At 70.5% G+C, this 17,082-nt stretch carries 16 protein-coding genes; 4 read left to right on the top strand and 12 right to left on the bottom strand.

Annotated features, from left to right (window positions below):
* Positions 1 to 406 precede the first annotated feature (406 nt).
* The 7 genes from ACIBKY_RS03140 to ACIBKY_RS03110 form a co-directional block, all read right to left on the bottom strand.
* Positions 407 to 1,399 carry an ABC transporter permease gene (locus ACIBKY_RS03140; RefSeq protein ID WP_397093958.1) on the bottom strand — a complete coding sequence of 331 codons (993 nt, stop codon included), beginning with the start codon at positions 1,397 to 1,399 and terminating at the stop codon, positions 407 to 409.
* The gene (locus tag ACIBKY_RS03135; protein ID WP_397093956.1) at positions 1,396 to 2,883 is read right to left on the bottom strand and encodes a sugar ABC transporter ATP-binding protein; all 1,488 of its coding nucleotides are present in this window, start codon (positions 2,881 to 2,883) and stop codon (positions 1,396 to 1,398) included. Before ACIBKY_RS03135 ends, ACIBKY_RS03140 begins: the two co-directional genes overlap by 4 nt.
* The gene (locus tag ACIBKY_RS03130; RefSeq protein ID WP_397093955.1) at positions 2,880 to 3,854 is read right to left on the bottom strand and encodes a sugar ABC transporter substrate-binding protein; all 975 of its coding nucleotides are present in this window, start codon (positions 3,852 to 3,854) and stop codon (positions 2,880 to 2,882) included. Before ACIBKY_RS03130 ends, ACIBKY_RS03135 begins: the two co-directional genes overlap by 4 nt.
* Positions 3,855 to 3,866: 12 nt before the next feature.
* Positions 3,867 to 4,238: a D-ribose pyranase gene (rbsD, locus tag ACIBKY_RS03125; protein WP_379609828.1), complete on the bottom strand. Its 372-nt coding sequence runs from the start codon at positions 4,236 to 4,238 to the stop codon at positions 3,867 to 3,869.
* A gap of 62 nt (positions 4,239 to 4,300) precedes the next feature.
* Positions 4,301 to 5,311: a LacI family DNA-binding transcriptional regulator gene (locus tag ACIBKY_RS03120; protein WP_397093953.1), complete on the bottom strand. Its 1,011-nt coding sequence runs from the start codon at positions 5,309 to 5,311 to the stop codon at positions 4,301 to 4,303.
* Between the two features lie 198 nt (positions 5,312 to 5,509).
* Complete coding sequence (locus ACIBKY_RS03115; protein ID WP_397093952.1) at positions 5,510 to 5,713, bottom strand: ferredoxin; 204 nt, start codon at positions 5,711 to 5,713, stop codon at positions 5,510 to 5,512.
* A gap of 3 nt (positions 5,714 to 5,716) precedes the next feature.
* Positions 5,717 to 6,925: a cytochrome P450 gene (locus tag ACIBKY_RS03110; protein ID WP_397093950.1), complete on the bottom strand. Its 1,209-nt coding sequence runs from the start codon at positions 6,923 to 6,925 to the stop codon at positions 5,717 to 5,719.
* Positions 6,926 to 7,039: 114 nt separating this feature from the next.
* Between ACIBKY_RS03110 and ACIBKY_RS03105 the strand changes: the two genes are divergently transcribed.
* Both ACIBKY_RS03105 and ACIBKY_RS03100 read left to right on the top strand, forming a co-directional pair.
* A complete protein-coding gene (locus ACIBKY_RS03105; RefSeq protein WP_397093948.1) occupies positions 7,040 to 8,404 on the top strand; it encodes an FAD-binding oxidoreductase in 1,365 nt (454 codons plus the stop codon).
* Positions 8,405 to 8,423: 19 nt separating this feature from the next.
* Positions 8,424 to 9,056 (top strand): GNAT family N-acetyltransferase, encoded by a 633-nt coding sequence (locus ACIBKY_RS03100; RefSeq protein WP_397093946.1) that lies wholly within the window; start codon positions 8,424 to 8,426, stop codon positions 9,054 to 9,056.
* Here the strand turns inward: ACIBKY_RS03100 and ACIBKY_RS03095 are convergent.
* Positions 9,013 to 9,987: an AraC family transcriptional regulator gene (locus tag ACIBKY_RS03095; protein WP_397093944.1), complete on the bottom strand. Its 975-nt coding sequence runs from the start codon at positions 9,985 to 9,987 to the stop codon at positions 9,013 to 9,015. The genes ACIBKY_RS03100 and ACIBKY_RS03095 overlap by 44 nt on opposite strands.
* A gap of 89 nt (positions 9,988 to 10,076) precedes the next feature.
* Here ACIBKY_RS03095 and ACIBKY_RS03090 point away from each other — a divergent pair, with 89 nt between their 5' ends.
* The gene (locus ACIBKY_RS03090) at positions 10,077 to 10,640 is read left to right on the top strand and encodes an NADPH-dependent FMN reductase (protein WP_397093943.1); all 564 of its coding nucleotides are present in this window, start codon (positions 10,077 to 10,079) and stop codon (positions 10,638 to 10,640) included.
* Here the strand turns inward: ACIBKY_RS03090 and ACIBKY_RS03085 are convergent.
* Genes ACIBKY_RS03085 through ACIBKY_RS03075 form a run of 3 tightly spaced genes read right to left on the bottom strand, consistent with a single transcriptional unit; the run spans position 10,630 to position 14,405 of the window.
* A complete protein-coding gene (locus ACIBKY_RS03085; RefSeq protein ID WP_397093942.1) occupies positions 10,630 to 12,576 on the bottom strand; it encodes an acetoacetate--CoA ligase in 1,947 nt (648 codons plus the stop codon). The genes ACIBKY_RS03090 and ACIBKY_RS03085 overlap by 11 nt on opposite strands.
* Positions 12,577 to 12,633: 57 nt before the next feature.
* A complete protein-coding gene (locus ACIBKY_RS03080) occupies positions 12,634 to 13,491 on the bottom strand; it encodes a serine hydrolase (RefSeq protein ID WP_397093940.1) in 858 nt (285 codons plus the stop codon).
* Positions 13,488 to 14,405 carry a LysR family transcriptional regulator gene (locus ACIBKY_RS03075; protein WP_397093939.1) on the bottom strand — a complete coding sequence of 306 codons (918 nt, stop codon included), beginning with the start codon at positions 14,403 to 14,405 and terminating at the stop codon, positions 13,488 to 13,490. Before ACIBKY_RS03075 ends, ACIBKY_RS03080 begins: the two co-directional genes overlap by 4 nt.
* 87 nt (positions 14,406 to 14,492) lie before the next feature.
* On the opposite strand from ACIBKY_RS03075, the gene ACIBKY_RS03070 reads away from it, so the two are divergent.
* Positions 14,493 to 16,127, top strand: coding sequence for a penicillin-binding transpeptidase domain-containing protein (locus tag ACIBKY_RS03070; protein WP_397093938.1), 1,635 nt, complete (start codon positions 14,493 to 14,495; stop codon positions 16,125 to 16,127).
* A 172-nt stretch (positions 16,128 to 16,299) separates the two neighbouring features.
* On the opposite strand, the gene ACIBKY_RS03065 is transcribed toward ACIBKY_RS03070, so the two are convergent.
* Entirely contained in the window at positions 16,300 to 17,007 is a 708-nt protein-coding gene (locus tag ACIBKY_RS03065; RefSeq protein WP_397093937.1) for an HAD family hydrolase, read from the bottom strand.
* Between the last annotated feature and the right edge of the window lie 75 nt (positions 17,008 to 17,082).

Below are 17,082 nucleotides of genomic sequence, written 5' to 3'. Positions count from 1 at the left end.
CTTGGCCTCTTAGCTCTTACATAGAGGTTGGTCCTAGGCCAACTCTAAGGTATGCGCAAGCGTAAGGGTCCTGGCTGTTCAAAGGCGCATGTTGACATCCTGCGCAAGCGTAAGGGTGTCCACGCCTGATTTCCGGTCGGCCTCAGGCCATCGACAGAAGGCCCGGTTTCCCGGTTGTCGCGGGTCCTTAACTCCCCCTAGCTTGGACCCACTTGCCCCCGGAGGCCAGGTGCTGCGGCCGGTGACAACATGCTCTGTGTCCTTGAAGGCCTCGAGGGACGGAGCGCCGGCACCGTCGCCAACGGTGAAGGCGGCTGGACCCGCAGCGCCGCGCTTCGCCCCGGGCGTCGCCCAGATGCCCGGGGCAGGAACGTGGGATCATGCCCAACCCGCCGACCAAGTAGGGTCAGGACGCCACCGGGGTGGCGGGCTGGGCGGGTTGGGTGACGGCGAGTTTGCGGGCCAGCCTCAGTCGGTACGCGTCCAGGACCACGGCCACCAGGATGACCAGCCCCGTGATGATCTGGCGTTCGAAGTCGGACACCCCCATCAGCAACAGCCCGTTCGTGAGGACCCCGAGCAGGCAGGCGCCCAGGAAGGTGCCGACCATGGAGCCGCGTCCGCCCATCAGTGAGGCCCCGCCGATCACGACCGCCGCGATCGCGTTGAGTTCGTAGCCCTGGCCGAGGATGGGGCTGGCGATGTTGAGGCGGGCCATGTACAGGATCGCCGCGATGCCCACGGTGAAGCCGGCGATGACGAAGGCCGCGATCTTGATGCGGGACGTCTTGTGGCCGGACAGGCGTACTGCTTCCTCGTTGTTGCCGGTCGCGTAGATGAGGCGGCCGAACACCGTCCTGGACAGGACGAACCAGCCGGCGCCCGCCAGCAGTACCGCCACCCAGAACACGGCGGGGATGCCGATCAGGGTGAGGGTGCCGAAGTCGTTCAGGGCGGCGGGGAGGTTGTAGATGGTGGCGGCGTCGGTGTAGCGCTCGGCCGCGCCACGGGCGATGTTGAGCATGGCCAGGGTCACGATGAACGACGGGACCCGCCACTGTTCGGAGATGAAGCCGTTCAGCCAGCCGACGACTCCGCCGACGAGCACGCTGACCAGGATGGCGGCGACCAGGGTCGCCGGGGAGGACGATCCGGCCATCATCGTGCCGGACACGACCGCGCACAGTGCCATCGACGAGCCCACCGACAGGTCGATGCCGCCCACCAGGATCACGAACGTCATGCCGACGGCCAGCACCGTGTTCAGCGTGATCTGGGTCATGATGTTGCGGAGGTTCTGCTCGGTGGCGAAGTTCGGGGCGGCGAGGACGAAGAATCCCGCGAGCACCACCAGGGCGACACCGATGCCCGCCTCGCCGAGGACGAGCCGTTTGATCATGGTTTTTCACCGTTCTTGAGGTAGCCCGAGTAGGCCAGCGTGAGGATGTGCTCGGCGTCGAAGTCGGCTCTGGCCACCTCTCCGGCGATCTTGCCGCGGGAAAAGACGAGGATGCGGTCGCAGATGCCCATCAGCTCGGGCAGGTCGGAGGAGACGACGAGGAGGGCCTTGCCCTCGGCGGCCAGGCCGAGCAGGAGCTCGTGGATCTCGTATTTGGCGCCTACGTCGATGCCTCGGGTGGGTTCGTCCACGATGAGCACGTCGGATCCGGCGTTGAGCCATTTGGCCAGGACGACCTTCTGCTGGTTGCCACCGGACAGCGTGCGTACGTGCTGGGAGACTCCGGCCGAGCGCAGGTGCAGGCGGCCGCCAAGCCGCTGGGCGAGAGCGCGTTCCCGCTTGAAGGAGAGAAGGGCGCCGCGCAGCTTGGCCAGGGTGACGTTGGCGCTGATGGGCAGGTCCAGGACGAGGCCCTGTGACTTGCGGTCCTCGGTGAGCAGGCTGATGCCGTGCCGCACGGCATCCTTGGGGTGGCGGATGCGTACCTTCCGCCCGTGAAGCTGGATGTTTCCGGCCAAGGCGGTGTCGGCTCCGAAGATCGCACGCATCGCCTCGGTACGGCCCGCCCCCACCAGCCCGGCGAACCCCACCACCTCCCCCGCCCGCACCGAGAACGACAGCGGGCCCTCGAAGCCGCTCACCCGCAGCCCCGTGACCCTGAGCGTCTCCTCGCCCGGCGCCCGCTCCGGCAGCGGCGGGTATTCCTGGGCCAGGTCCCGCCCCACCATCGCCCGCACCAGGTCGGGCGCGGTGACACCGGCCATGGGACGGCTCACGACGCTGCGGCCGTTCCGCAGAACCGTCACCCGATCGGCCAGCTCCAGCACTTCTTGCAGGTGGTGCGAGATGTAGACGATCGCCACGCCGCGCTCGCGCAGCCCGCGCAGGATGCCGAACAGCCGCCCGGACTCGCGCGAGGTGAGCGTCGCGGTCGGCTCGTCCATGATCAGGAGCCTGGCTTCGGCGGAGATCGCCTTGGCGATCTCCACGAGCTGCATCTGCGCGATGCCGAGCCGCTCGACGGGGGTGTCGGGCGCGACGTCCAGCCCGATCTCGGCCAGCAGCGCCGCCGCGTCCGTGCGCAGCCGCCGCCGGTCGACCACTCCCGCCTTGCGCGGGAGCGCGCGCAGGAAGAGGTTCTCCGCCACGGTGAGGTACGGCAGCAGCGCCAGCTCCTGATGAACCACCGAGATCCCCGCCGCCAGTCCGTCGGCGGCGCTGCCCGGCCTGTAAGGCCGCCCGTCCAGCGTCATCGAACCGCCGTCCGGCACGTGGATCCCGGCCAGCGCCTTGACCAGCGTGGACTTGCCGGCGCCGTTCTCACCGACCAGGGCGTGGATCTCGCCCGCCCGGATGTCCAGGTCAACGCCGTCCAGCGCCACCACGCCGGGGAAGCGCTTGACGAGGCCGGTGACCCGCATCATCCGACGTTGTCCTTGGTGATGAGCTTGATCTCGGTCTTCTGCCAGCCGCTGATGTTCTCGCCGGCGATCATCTTCATCGCGTAGTCGATGCCGTTGGCGGCCTGCTGCGCGCCGTACTGGTCGAGGGTCGACACGACCGCGCCGCTCTTGACGTAGGAGGCGATGGCCGGGATGTTGTCGAACGCGGCGACCTTGATCTGCTCCTTCTTGCCCTGCTCCTCGATGGCCTTGAGCGCGCCGAGCGCCATGTTGTCGTTGGCCGCCAGCACGCCCTTGATGTTCGGGTGGGCGGTGAGCATGTTGCCGAAGACGGTGTGGGCCTCGTTCGTCTCCCAGTGGGCGGTCTTGGAGTCGACCAGTTTGAGTCCGCCCTCCTTGATCGCGTCCTCGAACCCGGTCTTGCGCTGGGTGGCGTTGGCGGCGCCCGGGTTGCCCTCCAGGATGACCACCTCGGCGTCCTTGCCGACGGCCTTGACCAGCTCCATGCCGGACTGCTTGGCGCCCTCGCGGTTGTCGGGGCCGACGAAGGGCACCTTGTCCGCGATTCCGGCCGACTTCATCGCGCCCTCCTCAAGCTGGACGTCGATGTTGACGACCTTCACGCCGGAGTCCACGGCGCGCTTGAGCGGGGCGACCAGCGCGCGCGAGTCGGCCGGGGCGATCACGATCGCCTTGGCCTGCTGGGTCACGCACTTCTCGATCGCGGCGACCTGGTTGTCGATGTCGGTCTCGTTCTGGATGCCGACCACGCTCAGCGTGAGGTCGCCGCGCTTGGCCGCGTGCTCTTCCGCGCCCTTCTGCATCTGCTGGAAGAACTCGTTGGCCAGCGACTTCATCACCAAACACACACCGGGCTTCTCACCGGGCTTGGGCGCGGCGGCACTCTGTCCACCGGTCGTGCCGCCGCCCTCCTTGCCGCACGCGGCGAGCGCGAGGGCCAGACCGGCCACAACGACGATCTTCTTGTTCATCTGGTGTCTCCTTCAGAAGGGAACGCCCGCTTGGAGCACGACGTTGCTGTACGGCGTGGCCTCGCCGGTCCTGACGACCGCGCGGGCCTGGGCGGCAAGCTCTTTGAGCTGGGTGTGCGGGATACGTTCTGGCCGGGTCAGGACGCCGTCGAGGAAGCCGTCGGGCGACTCCTCGGCGATGTAGGCGGTCTCGACGACGAGTTCGGCGAGCACCTCGCGCAGGACGGGGAGGAAGGCCGGCTCGCCCCTGCGCCAGACGAGGTCCACCGTCTCGACGCCGGGCGGCACGGGCAGGCCGGGGTCGGCCACCACGATCAGGTCGGTGTGTCCGGCCGCCGACAGGATCTGCAGCAGGCGCGGATGCCAGAGGCCGTCAGGACGCATGCGACGCCCTCCCGGCCCGCGTGCCGTACCGGATGGCGGGGGTGGACGCGCTCCGCACGGGCTCAGCCATCGTCCACCCCGCCCACCGGGTCGGGACAGCCGCAGGACCCGCGCCGGATCAGCGTCGCCTCCAGCACCACCCGCTCCCCCCGCGTCGCGTCGCCGCCGATCTTGGCGGCGAGCAGTTCGACGGCGCGCCGCCCGAGCTCCTCGATCGGCTGCCGGAGGGTGGTCAGGGCGGGCACGGTGTACGACGAGGCGGCGATCCCGTCGAAGGAGCACAGGGCGACGTCACCCGGGACGGTCAGCCCCAGCTCGGCCGCCGCGCGCATCACCCCGATGGCCTGCTCGTCGCTGGTCACGAACAGCGCCGTGGGCCGGTCCTCCCGGGACAGCAGATCCCGCCCGCTCAGGTACCCCTGCCGCCGCCCGAACGGCCCATGCGCCAGCGGCATCCCCGACGGATCGAGTCCGGCCTCGGTGAGCGCCCGCGCCCATCCGGCGACCCGGTCGACGGTGGGGTGAATGTCCTTGGGGCCGGCCACGCAGCCGATGCGCCGCTGCCCGTGGCCGAGCAGGTGGCGGGTGGCCTCGTGGGCGCCGCCCTCGTTGTCGAGCAGCAGGTGGCTGGCGGGGGTGTCGTCGAGTTCGCGGTCCAGGACGATGCAGGGCACCCGGGAGGCGGCCAGCAGGGACCGCCAGGCGCGCGGGCCGTGGGCGGGAATGAGGATCAGCCCGTCGACCTGCCGGTCGATCAGGGTCCGCACGTACGCGGCCTCGCGCTCGTCGTCGTCCATGGCGTTGCCGAGCAGCAGGGTCAGGCCGTGCTCGAACGCGACGTCCTCGATCTCGCGGGCCAGCTCGGCGAAGAACGGGTTGGCGTTGTCGGGGACGACGAGCCCGATCGTGTGGGTACGGCTGGTGCGCAGCGACCGGGCCACGACGTTCGGGCGGTAGCCGAGCTCGTCGATCGCCCGCAGGATCCGTTCGCGGGTATGGGGGGCGACGTTGCGCGGCCCGTTGTTGAGCACGTAGCTGACGACGGCCTCTGAGGTGCCGGCCAGTCGTGCCACATCACGGCGTGTGACCACTGCGGGTTCGCCCTTCGGTCGTATCAACTCGTGTTGATTCCGCAGTATTCGTCCGCCTTTCCATGGTTGGCAACACGTGTAGATGGGACGTTATCCAGGTGTTACCCCCAGATGGGGCGGCATCACGACGCGAAAGGGCGCGACGGCCGGAAGACCGGCCGCCGCGCACGTCGGACGTCGCTAGAAAGTTCCGCCGGAGACGGCGATCGCCCCGGCGGGGCAGCGATCGACGGCCTGGCGCACCGCGTCCCGCGTCTCGGCGGGCGGCTCGGGACGGACGACGACCACCTTGCCGTCCTCCTCGCTCTGGTCGAACACCTCACCGACCGTCAGCGCGCACATTCCCGCCCCGATACAGCGCTCGGTGTCCGCGGTGATCCTCATGGGTCACGCGTCCCAGGTGACCGGGAGGCTGTTGACCCCCATGATGTCGGCGGTCTCCGGCCGCAGGACGACCTCTTCGGCCGGTACGGCCAGCCGCAGCGTCGGGAAGCGTCTGACCAGCGCGGCGAAGGCCACCCGCATCTCGATCCTGGCCAGCTGCTGCCCCAGGCACTGATGGATGCCGTGCCCGAAGGCCAGATGCCCGCCATCCTGCCGGCGCAGATCCAGAACGTGCGGATCGGAGAACCGCCCCGGGTCACGGTTGGCGGTGTTGTACGACAGGATCACCGCCGAACCCGCCGCGATCGTGTGCCCGCCCAGCTCGACGTCCTCCAGCGTGGTCCGTATGGACGTCTTCGCCACGGTCAGGTACCGCAGCAGTTCCTCCACGGCCGGCTCGGTGAGCGAAGGGTCGGCCCGCAGCGCGGCCAGTTGCGCCGGATTCCGCAGGAGTGCGAACGTACCCAGCGCGAGCATGTTCGCGGTGGTGTCCAGCCCCGCCGCCAGCAGGACCAGGCTGACCCCCCGCAGCTCCTCATCGGTCAGATCACCCTCGATGAGGTCGCTGAGCACGTCGTCGGTCGGATTGGCGCGCTTGGCCGCCACCAGCTCGGCCAGATACGTCTGCACCGCGGTGTAGGCCGCGATCAGCTCCTCGTCCGGAGTCTGACCGTCCATGAACTTCTCGACGTTCTCCTGGAAGAACCCCCGATCCTCATAGGGCACGCCCAGCAACTCGCAGATCATGACGGCGGGGACGGGCTTGGCGAAGGCGGTCACCAGGTCCGTGGGCGGCCCGGCCTTCTCCATCGCGTCCAGATGCTCGGCCGTGACCTGCTCGATCCGCTCGGTGAGCAGCCGCATCCGCCGCACCGTGAACTTGCCCGCCAGCGGCTTGCGATACCGGCTGTGCTGCGGATCGTCCATCAGCAGAAACTCACCCGGCGGCGCCGGCGGCACCTCGATGTCACCGAAGTCGATCAGCGGATGATGACGCATCAGCTCCTTGCGCGAGCTGAACCGCGGGTCCGCCAGCGCCGCCCGAACCAGCTCGTACCCGGTGACCAGCCAGCCCTCGTGCCCGTCGGGGAAGACGAACCGGCTGATCGGACCATGCTCGCGCGCCTCGACCAGCTCCTTGGGCGGATCGAAGGGACAGCCCGGCTGACGCGCCGCCGGCATCGCCGGAAGGGTGTAGACAGATTCGTTCATGGCGCCACCCTCGCCGACCGCCCTGACATGGAGCCGTCACCGCGCTGACACGGCGCCGGGGAAGGTGATGGAGTCGTAACCAACCCGTCGGCGCCCCGCCTCGTCACATGAGCTGTGAACCGCCGTGACTTTCTGGGCGCCGCCGCGCTGGTCCCCCTGTCCCTCTCCACCGCGCCACCCGACTGGGCGGGCCTGCGCCGCGGGCTCAAGGGCACCCTGGTTCGCCCCGGCGACGCCGCCTACGACCGGTCGAAGCGCCTGTACAACCCGGCTTTCGACCGCATCCGCCCAGGCGGCATCGCGTACTGCGAAACCTCGGAAGATGTTGCGAAATGTCTGGCGTTTGCCCGGCGCACCGGCGTCGCGGTCACGGCACGTTCGGGCGGGCACTCCTACGCGGGCTGGTCCACCGGCTCCGGCCTCGTCGTGGACCTGTCGCGGATGAACGCCGTGACCCACCGCGCGGGCCTGGCCACGATCGGGCCGGGCGCCAAGCTCATGGACGTCTACACCAAGCTGGCCGGGCACGGCGTGAGCATCCCGGCCGGCTCCTGTCCCACGGTCGGCGTCGGCGGGCTGGCGCTGGGCGGCGGGATCGGGGCCGTCTCCAGGAAGTACGGGCTGACCTGTGACCGGCTGGTGTCCGTGCGGGTGGTCACCGCCGACGGGCGGGTCCTGGACTGCGACGCGACCCGGCATCCCGCGCTGTTCTGGGCCTGCCGCGGCGGTGGCGGCGGCAACTTCGGCGTCGCCACCTCGTTCACGTTCCGCACCCACACCGCGCGTGAGCTCGGCCACTTCTACCTGCGCTGGCCCTGGTCGAAGGCGGCCGCGGCGGTCGCCGCCTGGCAGGACTGGGCGCCGGGCGCGCCCGACGAGCTGTGGTCGACGCTGCACCTGATACGCGACCGCGGCGGCCTCCACGTCCAGTTGGCCGGAACCTACCTGGGCGGCCTGACCGGGCTCAACCGGCACCTCGCGGCACTGGTGGCCAAGGTCGGGCGGCCGGAGGCCCGTTCGGCCCGGGTGGTGCCGTACCTGACGGCGATGCGCATCATGGCCGGCGGGCCGGGACCGCGCACGACGTTCTCCGCCAAGTCGCACCTCGCCTACGGCAAGCTCCCCGCGGCGGGCATCGCCAAGCTGGTCGCCTGGGTGGCCAGGCCGGGGCGGCACGCGGTCCTGCTGGACGCGTTCGGCGGCGCGATCGGCCGGGTGGGCGTGCGCGACACCGCCTTCCCGCACCGGGCGGCGCTCTACAGCGTCCAGTACTACGCCGACGGCACCTCCCGCACCTGGCTGCGCGGCGTCCACGGCGAGATGCGCGCGTTCCTGGGCGACCACGCCTACGTGAACTACATCGACCCCGACCTGCGCGTGTGGCGCTCGGCCTACTACGGCCCGAACGCCGCCCGGCTGGCCGAGGTCAAGGCGGCCTACGACCCGGGCCGCGTATTTCGGTTGCCCCAGGGCGTCTAGCTGGCATAAACCTGCATGCATGCGCCATTGGCCCCTTTTCAAGCTCCGGATCACCACCCCGAACCTCCAGCTCCACATGCCGTCGTTCGCCGAGCTCGACGAGCTGGCCGAGCGGGCCGCCGAAGGCGTGCACGAGGAGGGATTCATGCCCTTCGTCATCCCGTGGACGGAAGCCGAGCCCGGAGAGCGGGCCAAGGCGACGGTGCTCTACCACTTCAAGTCCTGGGGCACCTGGAAGCCGGAGGACTGGACGGCGAACTTCGTGGTGGTCCGCGACGGCCAGGTGGTCGGTACGCAGGAAGTGGCGGCGTGTGACTTCGCGGTCACCCGCGAGGTGGTCACCGGCTCCTGGCTGGGCCGCCGTTTCCACGGCCAGGGCATCGGCACCGAGATGCGCAAGGCCGCGCTGCATCTGGCCTTCGAGGGGCTGGGCGCGCGCTGGGCCAGGACGGTGGCGTTCGAGGACAATCTGCCCTCGCTCGGCGTGACCAGGAAGCTCGGCTACCGGGAGGACGGCATCCAGGTCGACAACCGCAAGGGCGAGGCCGTGCCCAGCAAGCGCTTCCGCATGGCCCGCGAGGACTGGAAGCCGGAGGAGGGCTACACGATCACGGGGCTGGAGCCGTGCCTGCCGCATCTGGGAGCGCGCTGATCGTCGGCAGCCGGCACGACTCGCGGCGGAACTTGCCGGGGGCCAGGCCGTACTCGCGCTTGAAGGCGTTGGCGAAGGCGAACTCCGAGCCGTAGCCGACCCGCGCGGAGATCTCACCGAGCGGCGCGTCGCTCTCGCGCAGCAGGTGGGCGGCGGTGCCCAGCCGCCACCACGTCAGGTAGCCGAGCGGCGGCTGACCGACCAGCTGCGTGAAGCGGCGGGAGAAGGCCGCCCGCGACAGGCCCGCCTCGCGGCCGAGCGACTCGACCGTCCACGGCGCCGCGGGGTCGCGGTGAATGGCGTCGAGTGCGGCGCTGATCGACGGGTCGGTCAGCGCCCGCGCCCAGTTGTCGACCTTGCAGTGCTCGTGCGAGCCGTCGAACCAGGTGCGCAGGATCAGCAGCAGGAGCATGTCGAGCAGCGAGGAGACGAGCAGGTCGGCCCCGGCTCGCGGGCGGTCGATCTCGGCGCCGAGCAGGTCGACGGCGGCGCGCAGCTCGGGATGATGGCCGAGGCGGGCCGGCAGGTGGACGACCTCCGGCAGCGAGCGCAGGATCGGGTGGAGCCTGGAGGGGTCGAGCCGGTAGCCGCCGCCCAGCAGCACCGTGCCGGGACCGTCGCCGCCCATGACGGCGGAGGCGAACAGCTCGCGCTCCCCGTCGCCGCAGTCGGCCGTGGCGATCGCGCTGTCGGGCGAGTCGGCCAGCACGTAGGGGTGGCCTTGCGGGAGGAACACGACGTCGCCGACGCTCAGCGCGATGGGCTCTCCCTCGGGCGGAAGCAGCCAGCACGAGCCTTGCAGGACCACCTGGAAACCGGCAGAACCCGCCGCGGCGGGGAACGAGTGACCCCAGGGCGCACGCCACTCCACCCGGACCGAGTTGGCCCGCCCGACGCGCATGGAGGCGATCACGTCACTCAGCAGATCCACACCGGCAGTATAGCTCGCAAGACGCTCACGTATAAAATGCAGACGGCAGCGCATTGGATGTCTTCGTCCGCCTTCCTAGTCTGGAACGCATGACGAAGATCGGCATCATCATCGGCAGCACCCGTCCCGGCCGCAACGGCGAGGCCGTCGCCCGCTGGGTTCACGAACTGGCCACCAAGCGCGACGACGCCGCGTACGAACTGATCGACCTCAAGGACCATCAGCTGCCGCACCTGGACGAGGCGCTGGCCGCGGCGGCGGCTTCCGGCGTCTACGACCACCCGCACACCAAGACCTGGTCGGACACGATCGCCGCGTACGACGGCTTCGTTTTCGTGACCCCGGAGTACAACCGGGGCACCCCGGGCGTCCTGAAGACCGCGATCGACTTCCTGTACGCCGAATGGCATGACAAGTCCGCCGGAGTCGTCGGCTACGGCGTGAGCGGCGGCGTACGCGCGGCCGAGCACCTGCGGCAGGTGCTCGGCCAGGTCAAGGTGGCCAACGTGCAGGCCGGGGTGGAGCTGCTGCTGCACGCCGACTTCGAGAACTTCAGCGTCTTCAGGCCGCGCCCCCACCAGGAGGACCAGGTCACCATGATGCTCGACCAGGTCGTCGCCTGGAGCCGGGCGCTGGCCGCGGTCAGGGCCTGAAGTGGCGCAGCACCTCGGGGTTGGCCATGGCGTCGGGGTTGGCGGCCTGCTCGACGGGGGTACCGAGCAGGATCTTGCGCACCGGCACCTCCAGCTTCTTGCCCGACAGGGTCCGCGGGATGCCGGGCACCTCGCGGATCTCGTTGGGCACGTGCCGGGGTGAGAGTTCTTCGCGCAGTGTGGTCTTCAGCGCCGTCACCAGCTCGTCGGTGAGCGTGGCGCCCTCGGCGAGCGTGACGTAGAGCAGCAGGCGGCCCTCCTGGCCGAGCTGCCCGGTGTCGATGACCAGGCTGTCGGCGATCTCCTCGAAACGCTCGACGACCCGGTAGAACTCGCTGGTTCCCATCCGCACGCCGCCGCGGTTCAGCGTCGAGTCGGAGCGGCCGTAGATCACGCAGGAGCCGTCTTCGTTGATCTTGATCCAGTCGCCGTGCCGCCAGACACCGGGGTAGACGTCGAAGTAGCTGTCGCGGTAGCGCTCGCCATCGGGGTCGTTCCAGAACATCACCGGCATCGAGGGCATCGGCGCGGTCAGCACCAGCTCGCCCACCTCGCCGATCACCGGCTTGCCCGTTGCGTCGAAGGAGGCGATGGCCGCGCCCAGCGACCGGCACGGGATCACGCCGGCCCTGATCTCGTGCAGCGGCGTGGCGCCGACGAAGCCGGTGCACACGTCGGTGCCGCCGGAGAAGGAGCCCAGCGGCACGCCGGGCAGCGTCTCGGCCACCCACGCGAACCCCTCGGGCGGCAGGGGCGATCCGGTCGAGCCGATGCCCCGCAGCCGGTCGAGGCCGGCCGGCCGTACGTCCGACTTCATCGAGGCGATGATGTACGGCGCGCCGACCCCGAAGTACGTGACCCCCTCGGCGGCGGCGATCTTCCACAGGTCGTTGGGCGCCCCGTCGTACAGAACCGGCACCGCGTCCACCAGCAGGGCCCCGATGAGGTAGTTCCACATCATCCAGCCCGTGGTGGTGTACCAGAAGAACACATCGCCTTCACCGAGGTCATGGTGGAAGGAGAGCGACTTCAGATGTTCCAGCACCACGCCGCCGTGCCCGTGCACGATCGGCTTGGGCAGTCCGGTGGTGCCGCTGGAGTACAGGATCCACAGCGGGTGGCCGAAGGGCACACGCTCGAACTCCAGCGGCCCCTCCTCCGCGCGCAGCCCCTCCCAGCCGACCACCTCGCCGGACGGCACCGCCGCGGCGTGGCCGGGCGCGGGCTCGGCCCGCTGCGGCGGGCGGCCCTCCTCCGCGGCGGTCAGGTACGGGATCCACACGGTCGCGCGCAGCGAGGGCAGCGCGGCGGCGATCTCGGCGACCGCGGCCGAGCGGTCGAAGCTCTTGCCGTTGTACGCGTAGCCGTCGACCGCGATCAGCACCTTGGGCGCGATCTGCCGGAACCGGTCGACGATGCTGGGCACGCCGAAGTCGGGCGAGCCGGCCGACCAGATCGCCCCCAGCGAGGCGGTGGCCAGGAAGGCGATGAGCGCCTGCGGGATGTTCGGGAGGTAGCCGGCGACGCGGTCGCCGCGCCCCACGCCGAGCCGCACCAGACCGGCGCGGACCCTGCCCACCTCCGAGCGCAGTTCGTCGTAGCCGATCTCCTGGCGGGCGCCGTCCTCGGAGACGAAGACGACCGCGGTGCCCTCGCCTCGGGCGAGCGCGTTCTCGGCGTAGTTCAGCGAGGAGCCGGAGAACCACTCCGCGCCGGGCATCGTCCCCGTGAGGACGGGCCCGTCACCACGCTCCCCGACCACCTCGAAGTAGTCCCAGAGCGACTGCCAGAACTCCGCCGGGCTGTCGACCGACCACTGCCACACGTCCTCGTACCGCGCGCCGATCCGGTCCTGCTCACGCAGGTAGGCGGTCAGCTTGGCCCGCCCGATCACCTCGGCGGTCGGCTCCCAGACAAGTGCACCTTCCTCAACCATGCGCCCATCCTGTCGTTCGCCAGGTGGAAAGTCACACTCGACCGCCCACACATCCCGCTACCTTCTTAGGTGGTCAACCGCCATATGCGCCGCCGTGCCGATGACCGCGTCGGCCCTCGGCTGGTTCACCGCGGGGCTGAACGATCGGGTGAAAACGGCCACGGCGTAGCGGCCGCCATCGGGATATTCCACTACCCCCACTTCGTTGCGAATAGTCGGCAGAGTGCCGGTCTTTCCGCTGACGTCCACATCGTCGTACGGGAAGCCCGCGGCCAGCCGGTGCGGCCACACCTGCAGCGCGAACACCTCGCGCATCCACCCGCACAGCCCGGCCGAGGCCGCCTCGTCCCGCCAGATCATCGCGAACAGCCGCGTCAGCTCCCGCGGCGTGCTGCTGTTGGTCCGCGCGGGGTCCAGCGCCCGCATCCGCGCCAGCTCGTCGAGGTCCTGGAACGGCCAGCCGTGCCCGCTGTCCTCGGCCATGCTGTCCAGCATCGTCGCGCCGTTCATGGTCACCCGGGTGCCGTGCAGCCCGAACCCCGCCAGCATGGCGTTGACCGCGTCCAGCCCCACCCGCTCGACCAGCACGTCGGCGGAGGCGTTGTCACTGACCGCGATCATCAGGTACGCCAGGTCGCGCAGCGAGATCGTCACCTCGTCCCGCATCGCCGACAGCCCCGTGGGCCCCGACGTACGCCCCTCGGCCGGCACCAGCACCCGCTCCGCCAGATCGACCAGGCCCGCGTCTGCCTGCCTGCACAGCTCCACGAGCAGCGGCACCTTGAACACCGAGGCGATCGGCCTGGCCTCGTCCGGCTGGTAGCCGCACTCGCGCCCGCCGTCGACGTCGACCGCGTGCAGCCACCCCTCGACCCCGGCCGCGGCGAACACCTCGCCCAGCTCGATCTCGTTCATGCCAGCGCCCCCGGTCTGCGGCTGACCCGCCGCACGGGCGCCGAGCTCTGTTCCGCCATCCCGGCGCTCTCCTTCAGTGTTCGTACGGCCGCCGCCGAGAAGTCGGCCACCGTGTCGGAGGCCACCCGCCACGCGGTGGAGATCCGGTAGGACAGCGGCGAACCGATCAGCGGCCGCCAGACCAGCCCCGGCGACTCCCGCCGTGGCCCGAACGCGACCGCGGCACCTGCCATGACCAGCCCGAGACCCGACCCTTCGTGCACCTGCGCGGGAACGTACCCACGGCGACGGCATTCTGCCAGCGCCTCCGCGTGCATGCCCGGCTCGCCCTCCTTCGGCGGCATGAGCAGCTCGCGACCGGCGAGGTCGGCCAGGTGCACCTCGGCGCGCTGGGCCAGTTCGTCGCCCTCGGCCAGCAGCACGCCCTGGGGCTGGACGAGCGTCTGGCCGAAGTACAGGCCGGGGGCGGTCACCGGGTGGCGGACGACGCCGACGTCGATCGTGCCGGCGGCCAGGGCGGCCACCTGGTCGGCGGTCCAGATCTCGGCGGGCGCCAGCCGTACCTCGGGATGGCTCTCGCGGAAGCCCGCGACCAGGGCGGCGATCACCGCGGCGGCCAGGTCGGGCGGGACCCCCACCTTGAGCACCGCGCCCTCGCCGTGCCTGGCCAGCTCGCGCAGGCGGTCGACCCGGGCGACGATCTCGCGGGCCTCACCGAGCAGGAGACGGCCCGCCTCGGTCAGGCGGACCTGGCGCGCGGAGCGGTCGAACAGGCGCACGCCGAGCTCTTCCTCCAGGCGCTTGATGCGCTGGCTGAGCGGCGGCTGGGCCATGCCGAGGCGGATGGCGGCGTTGCCGAAGTGAAGTTCCTCCGCCACCACGGTGAAGTAGCGCAGGTGCCGGACAAGGTCCATGGCCAGCGATGATATCCGTATTTATATCTCTTCTGGGCCTATATCCATATTGGACATGCTTTGGTGGTGTCTGGTGTTCTCTGCGTCATGGCTATGACTGGGGGACCGATGCTGGGCGAGCTGCGGCAGGAGGGACCGCCGAGGCGACGGCGGCGCAGGTGGCCGTGGGTGGTCGCGGGGGTGCTCGTGCCCGCCGTCGCGGCGGGCGGCGTCGTCTGGGCCCTGCGTACCGAGGGCTCGGCGGAGAAGACCGCCGACGCCTACCTGGCGGCCTGGTCGAGCAACGACTACGCCGCCATGAAGGCGCTGGTGGCCGATCCGCCCAAGGACTTCGTCGAGTGGCACGAGAAGGTACGCCGCGACCTCAAGCTGGAACGGCAGTCGTTCACCGCGATCAGGAGCGGCGGGGTGTTCGCCGCGAGCGCCGGCGACCTCGGCTACGAGAGCTTCGGGGCCAGGCTCAGCGGGCGGGGGCCCGACCTGGACTACGAGGGCAAACTCCAGCTGGTCGAGAAGGACCGGCGCTGGATGGTCGCCTGGACGCCCGCCACCATCCACCCCGAGCTCAAGCCCGGCCGGTCGCTGCGGCTGGTGACCGGCAAGGACGAGAACGTGCCCGTCCTGGCCGCCGGCGGCAGGCGTATCGACGACGACGCCGGCGTGCCCGGTTCCGTCCAGCAGATCGTGGCCGGGCTCAAGGCGAAGTACGTCGACCGGCTACGCGTGCCCAACACCGCCAAGATCAACCTGTACGAGGGCGGCGACAAGCTGGTCAAAACCCTCGAAGAGGTCAGCGCGGCGAAGCGGGAGCCGTTCCAGACCACGCTCGACCTGCGCGTACACGCGGCCGGGGCGAAAGCGCTCCGGCTCACCAAGAAGCCCGCCGCGCTGGTCGCCCTGCGCCCTTCGACCGGCGAGATCCTGGCCGTCGTCAACAACCGGGGCGGGTTCGACCGGGCGCTCATGGGCAAGTACCCGCCCGGCTCCACCTTCAAGGTCGTCACCGCCTCCGCGCTGGTCGCCGACGGCGTCTCGGCCGCCCAGACGGTCAAGTGCCCCGCCGAGCAGAACATCGGCGGCTTCCCCTTCCACAACGCCGGCTACAAGGACTACGGCAGCCTGCCGTTCCGTGACGCCTTCGCGCACTCGTGCAACACCACGTTCGGCGCCATGACCGTGGGCTCGCTCGGCGCCTCGCGGCTGGCCAAGGTGGCCGGGGACTTCGGCTTCGGCGTGCCCATCGACCCCGGCGTACCCGCGGTGCGGGCCGACTTCCCCGCCGCCAAGGACGACACCGACCTCGCCTCCGCCTCCATCGGCCAGGGCCGCGTCCTGGCCTCGCCCTTGAACATGGCCGCGGTGGCCGCCGCCATCGCCTCCGGCACGTGGCGCCCGCCGCGCCTCGTACCGGCCGAACTCGTCCCGGCCGACGGCGAGGCCCGCCGTCCGCTGGAGGACGACATCGTGAAGGCCCTGCGCACGCTGATGCCCGCCGTCGTCTCGGAAGGCACCGCCCACGCCGCCCCCTTCCCCGCCGGTACGGCCGGCAAGACCGGCACCGCCGAGTACGGCTCAGGCAAGGAACCACCGGCCCACTCGTGGTTCATCGGCTACAAGGGGGACCTGGCGTTCTCCGTCATCGTGGAGGGAGGCGGCGCCGGCTCCGCGGTGGCCGCCCCCATCGCCGCCTACTTCCTCAACAACCTCCCCACCCAGCCCTAACCACCCACACCCCGGACCCAGCCCCAGCACAACTACCCGGCAAACCCGAAAGCGCCACACCCGCGGACACCGGGAGGGCGGGCACCGGGACCGCGGGGACACCCCGGAAGCGCCACCACCCTCCGGGGTACCGGGTAGTTGTGCCCGGCCGCTGCCCGGGGGCCGGGTGGGGTCAGACGGCCTTGCGGTCGAGGGGGGAGGTGAGGCCGGCGACGGCGGCGACCACCTCGGAGGCGTTGGTCAGGTCGGGCAGGACCAGGTCGGCCCCCGCCTCACGGAGTTCCGAGGCCATGGAGCGTCCCGAGGCCACCCCGATCATCGCCGCCCCACCGATCTTGGCGGCCTGGACGTCGCGGGTCGAGTCGCCGATCACCACCGTGTTGGCCACCGTGAACGGCGTGCCGGCCCGCTGCTTGGCCCGCCCCTGCGCCACCTGCAACAAGGTGGCCTTCGGGTAGACCTCCTCGCCGTAGCCACCGAGGTCGAAGTCGATGTGCTTGTCCAGCCCGAACGCCTTGAGCTTGTGCACGGCGTTGCTCTTGATGGTGCCGGTCAGCACCGTCTGGATCACCCCGTCGAGCCGGGAGACGGCCTTGAGCGCGTCCTTGGCCCCGGGCATCATCCGCCCCTCCTTGGCCAGCCGCTTGCGCCGGTCGGCGAAGGCCATGGCCAGCGCCGACAGGAACTTGGGCAGGTGGGCGTCCTCGGCCACGATCCCGTTGACGGCCAGCGTCTCGAAGACGATCTCGGAGTCGGGCCTCCCCAGCGCCGGCACCAGTTTGACCAGGGGCCGCCCGGTCACGACCCGGAAGGCCTCCGCGTAGGCGTCGCGGGTCACGATCGCGACGTCGACCAGCGTGAGGTCGATGTTCCAGAGCACAAGGCGGTTGATGGCAGCCTCCTGAGGGGTTCGTATCAGGGTACGGCTCCCGCCCCCGCGAAGCTGCCCCGCGAG

It is taken from the genome of Nonomuraea sp. NPDC050394 (assembly GCF_044459065.1).
Lineage (GTDB): Bacteria > Actinomycetota > Actinomycetes > Streptosporangiales > Streptosporangiaceae > Nonomuraea.
This window is presented reverse-complemented; position numbering and strand designations above follow the sequence as displayed.

Coding starts and splice junctions, on each gene's coding strand:
- rbsD (WP_379609828.1), bottom strand. CDS start 4,238: ATGCGTCCTGACGGCCTCTGGCATCCGCGCCTGCTGCAGATCCTGTCG.
- ACIBKY_RS03130 (WP_397093955.1), bottom strand. CDS start 3,854: ATGAACAAGAAGATCGTCGTTGTGGCCGGTCTGGCCCTCGCGCTCGCC.
- ACIBKY_RS03135 (WP_397093956.1), bottom strand. CDS start 2,883: ATGATGCGGGTCACCGGCCTCGTCAAGCGCTTCCCCGGCGTGGTGGCG.
- ACIBKY_RS03080 (WP_397093940.1), bottom strand. CDS start 13,491: ATGAACGAGATCGAGCTGGGCGAGGTGTTCGCCGCGGCCGGGGTCGAG.
- ACIBKY_RS03115 (WP_397093952.1), bottom strand. CDS start 5,713: ATGAGGATCACCGCGGACACCGAGCGCTGTATCGGGGCGGGAATGTGC.
- ACIBKY_RS03070 (WP_397093938.1), top strand. CDS start 14,493: ATGGCTATGACTGGGGGACCGATGCTGGGCGAGCTGCGGCAGGAGGGA.
- ACIBKY_RS03140 (WP_397093958.1), bottom strand. CDS start 1,399: ATGATCAAACGGCTCGTCCTCGGCGAGGCGGGCATCGGTGTCGCCCTG.
- ACIBKY_RS03110 (WP_397093950.1), bottom strand. CDS start 6,925: ATGAACGAATCTGTCTACACCCTTCCGGCGATGCCGGCGGCGCGTCAG.
- ACIBKY_RS03085 (WP_397093942.1), bottom strand. CDS start 12,576: ATGGTTGAGGAAGGTGCACTTGTCTGGGAGCCGACCGCCGAGGTGATC.
- ACIBKY_RS03100 (WP_397093946.1), top strand. CDS start 8,424: ATGCGCCATTGGCCCCTTTTCAAGCTCCGGATCACCACCCCGAACCTC.
- ACIBKY_RS03075 (WP_397093939.1), bottom strand. CDS start 14,405: ATGGACCTTGTCCGGCACCTGCGCTACTTCACCGTGGTGGCGGAGGAA.
- ACIBKY_RS03090 (WP_397093943.1), top strand. CDS start 10,077: ATGACGAAGATCGGCATCATCATCGGCAGCACCCGTCCCGGCCGCAAC.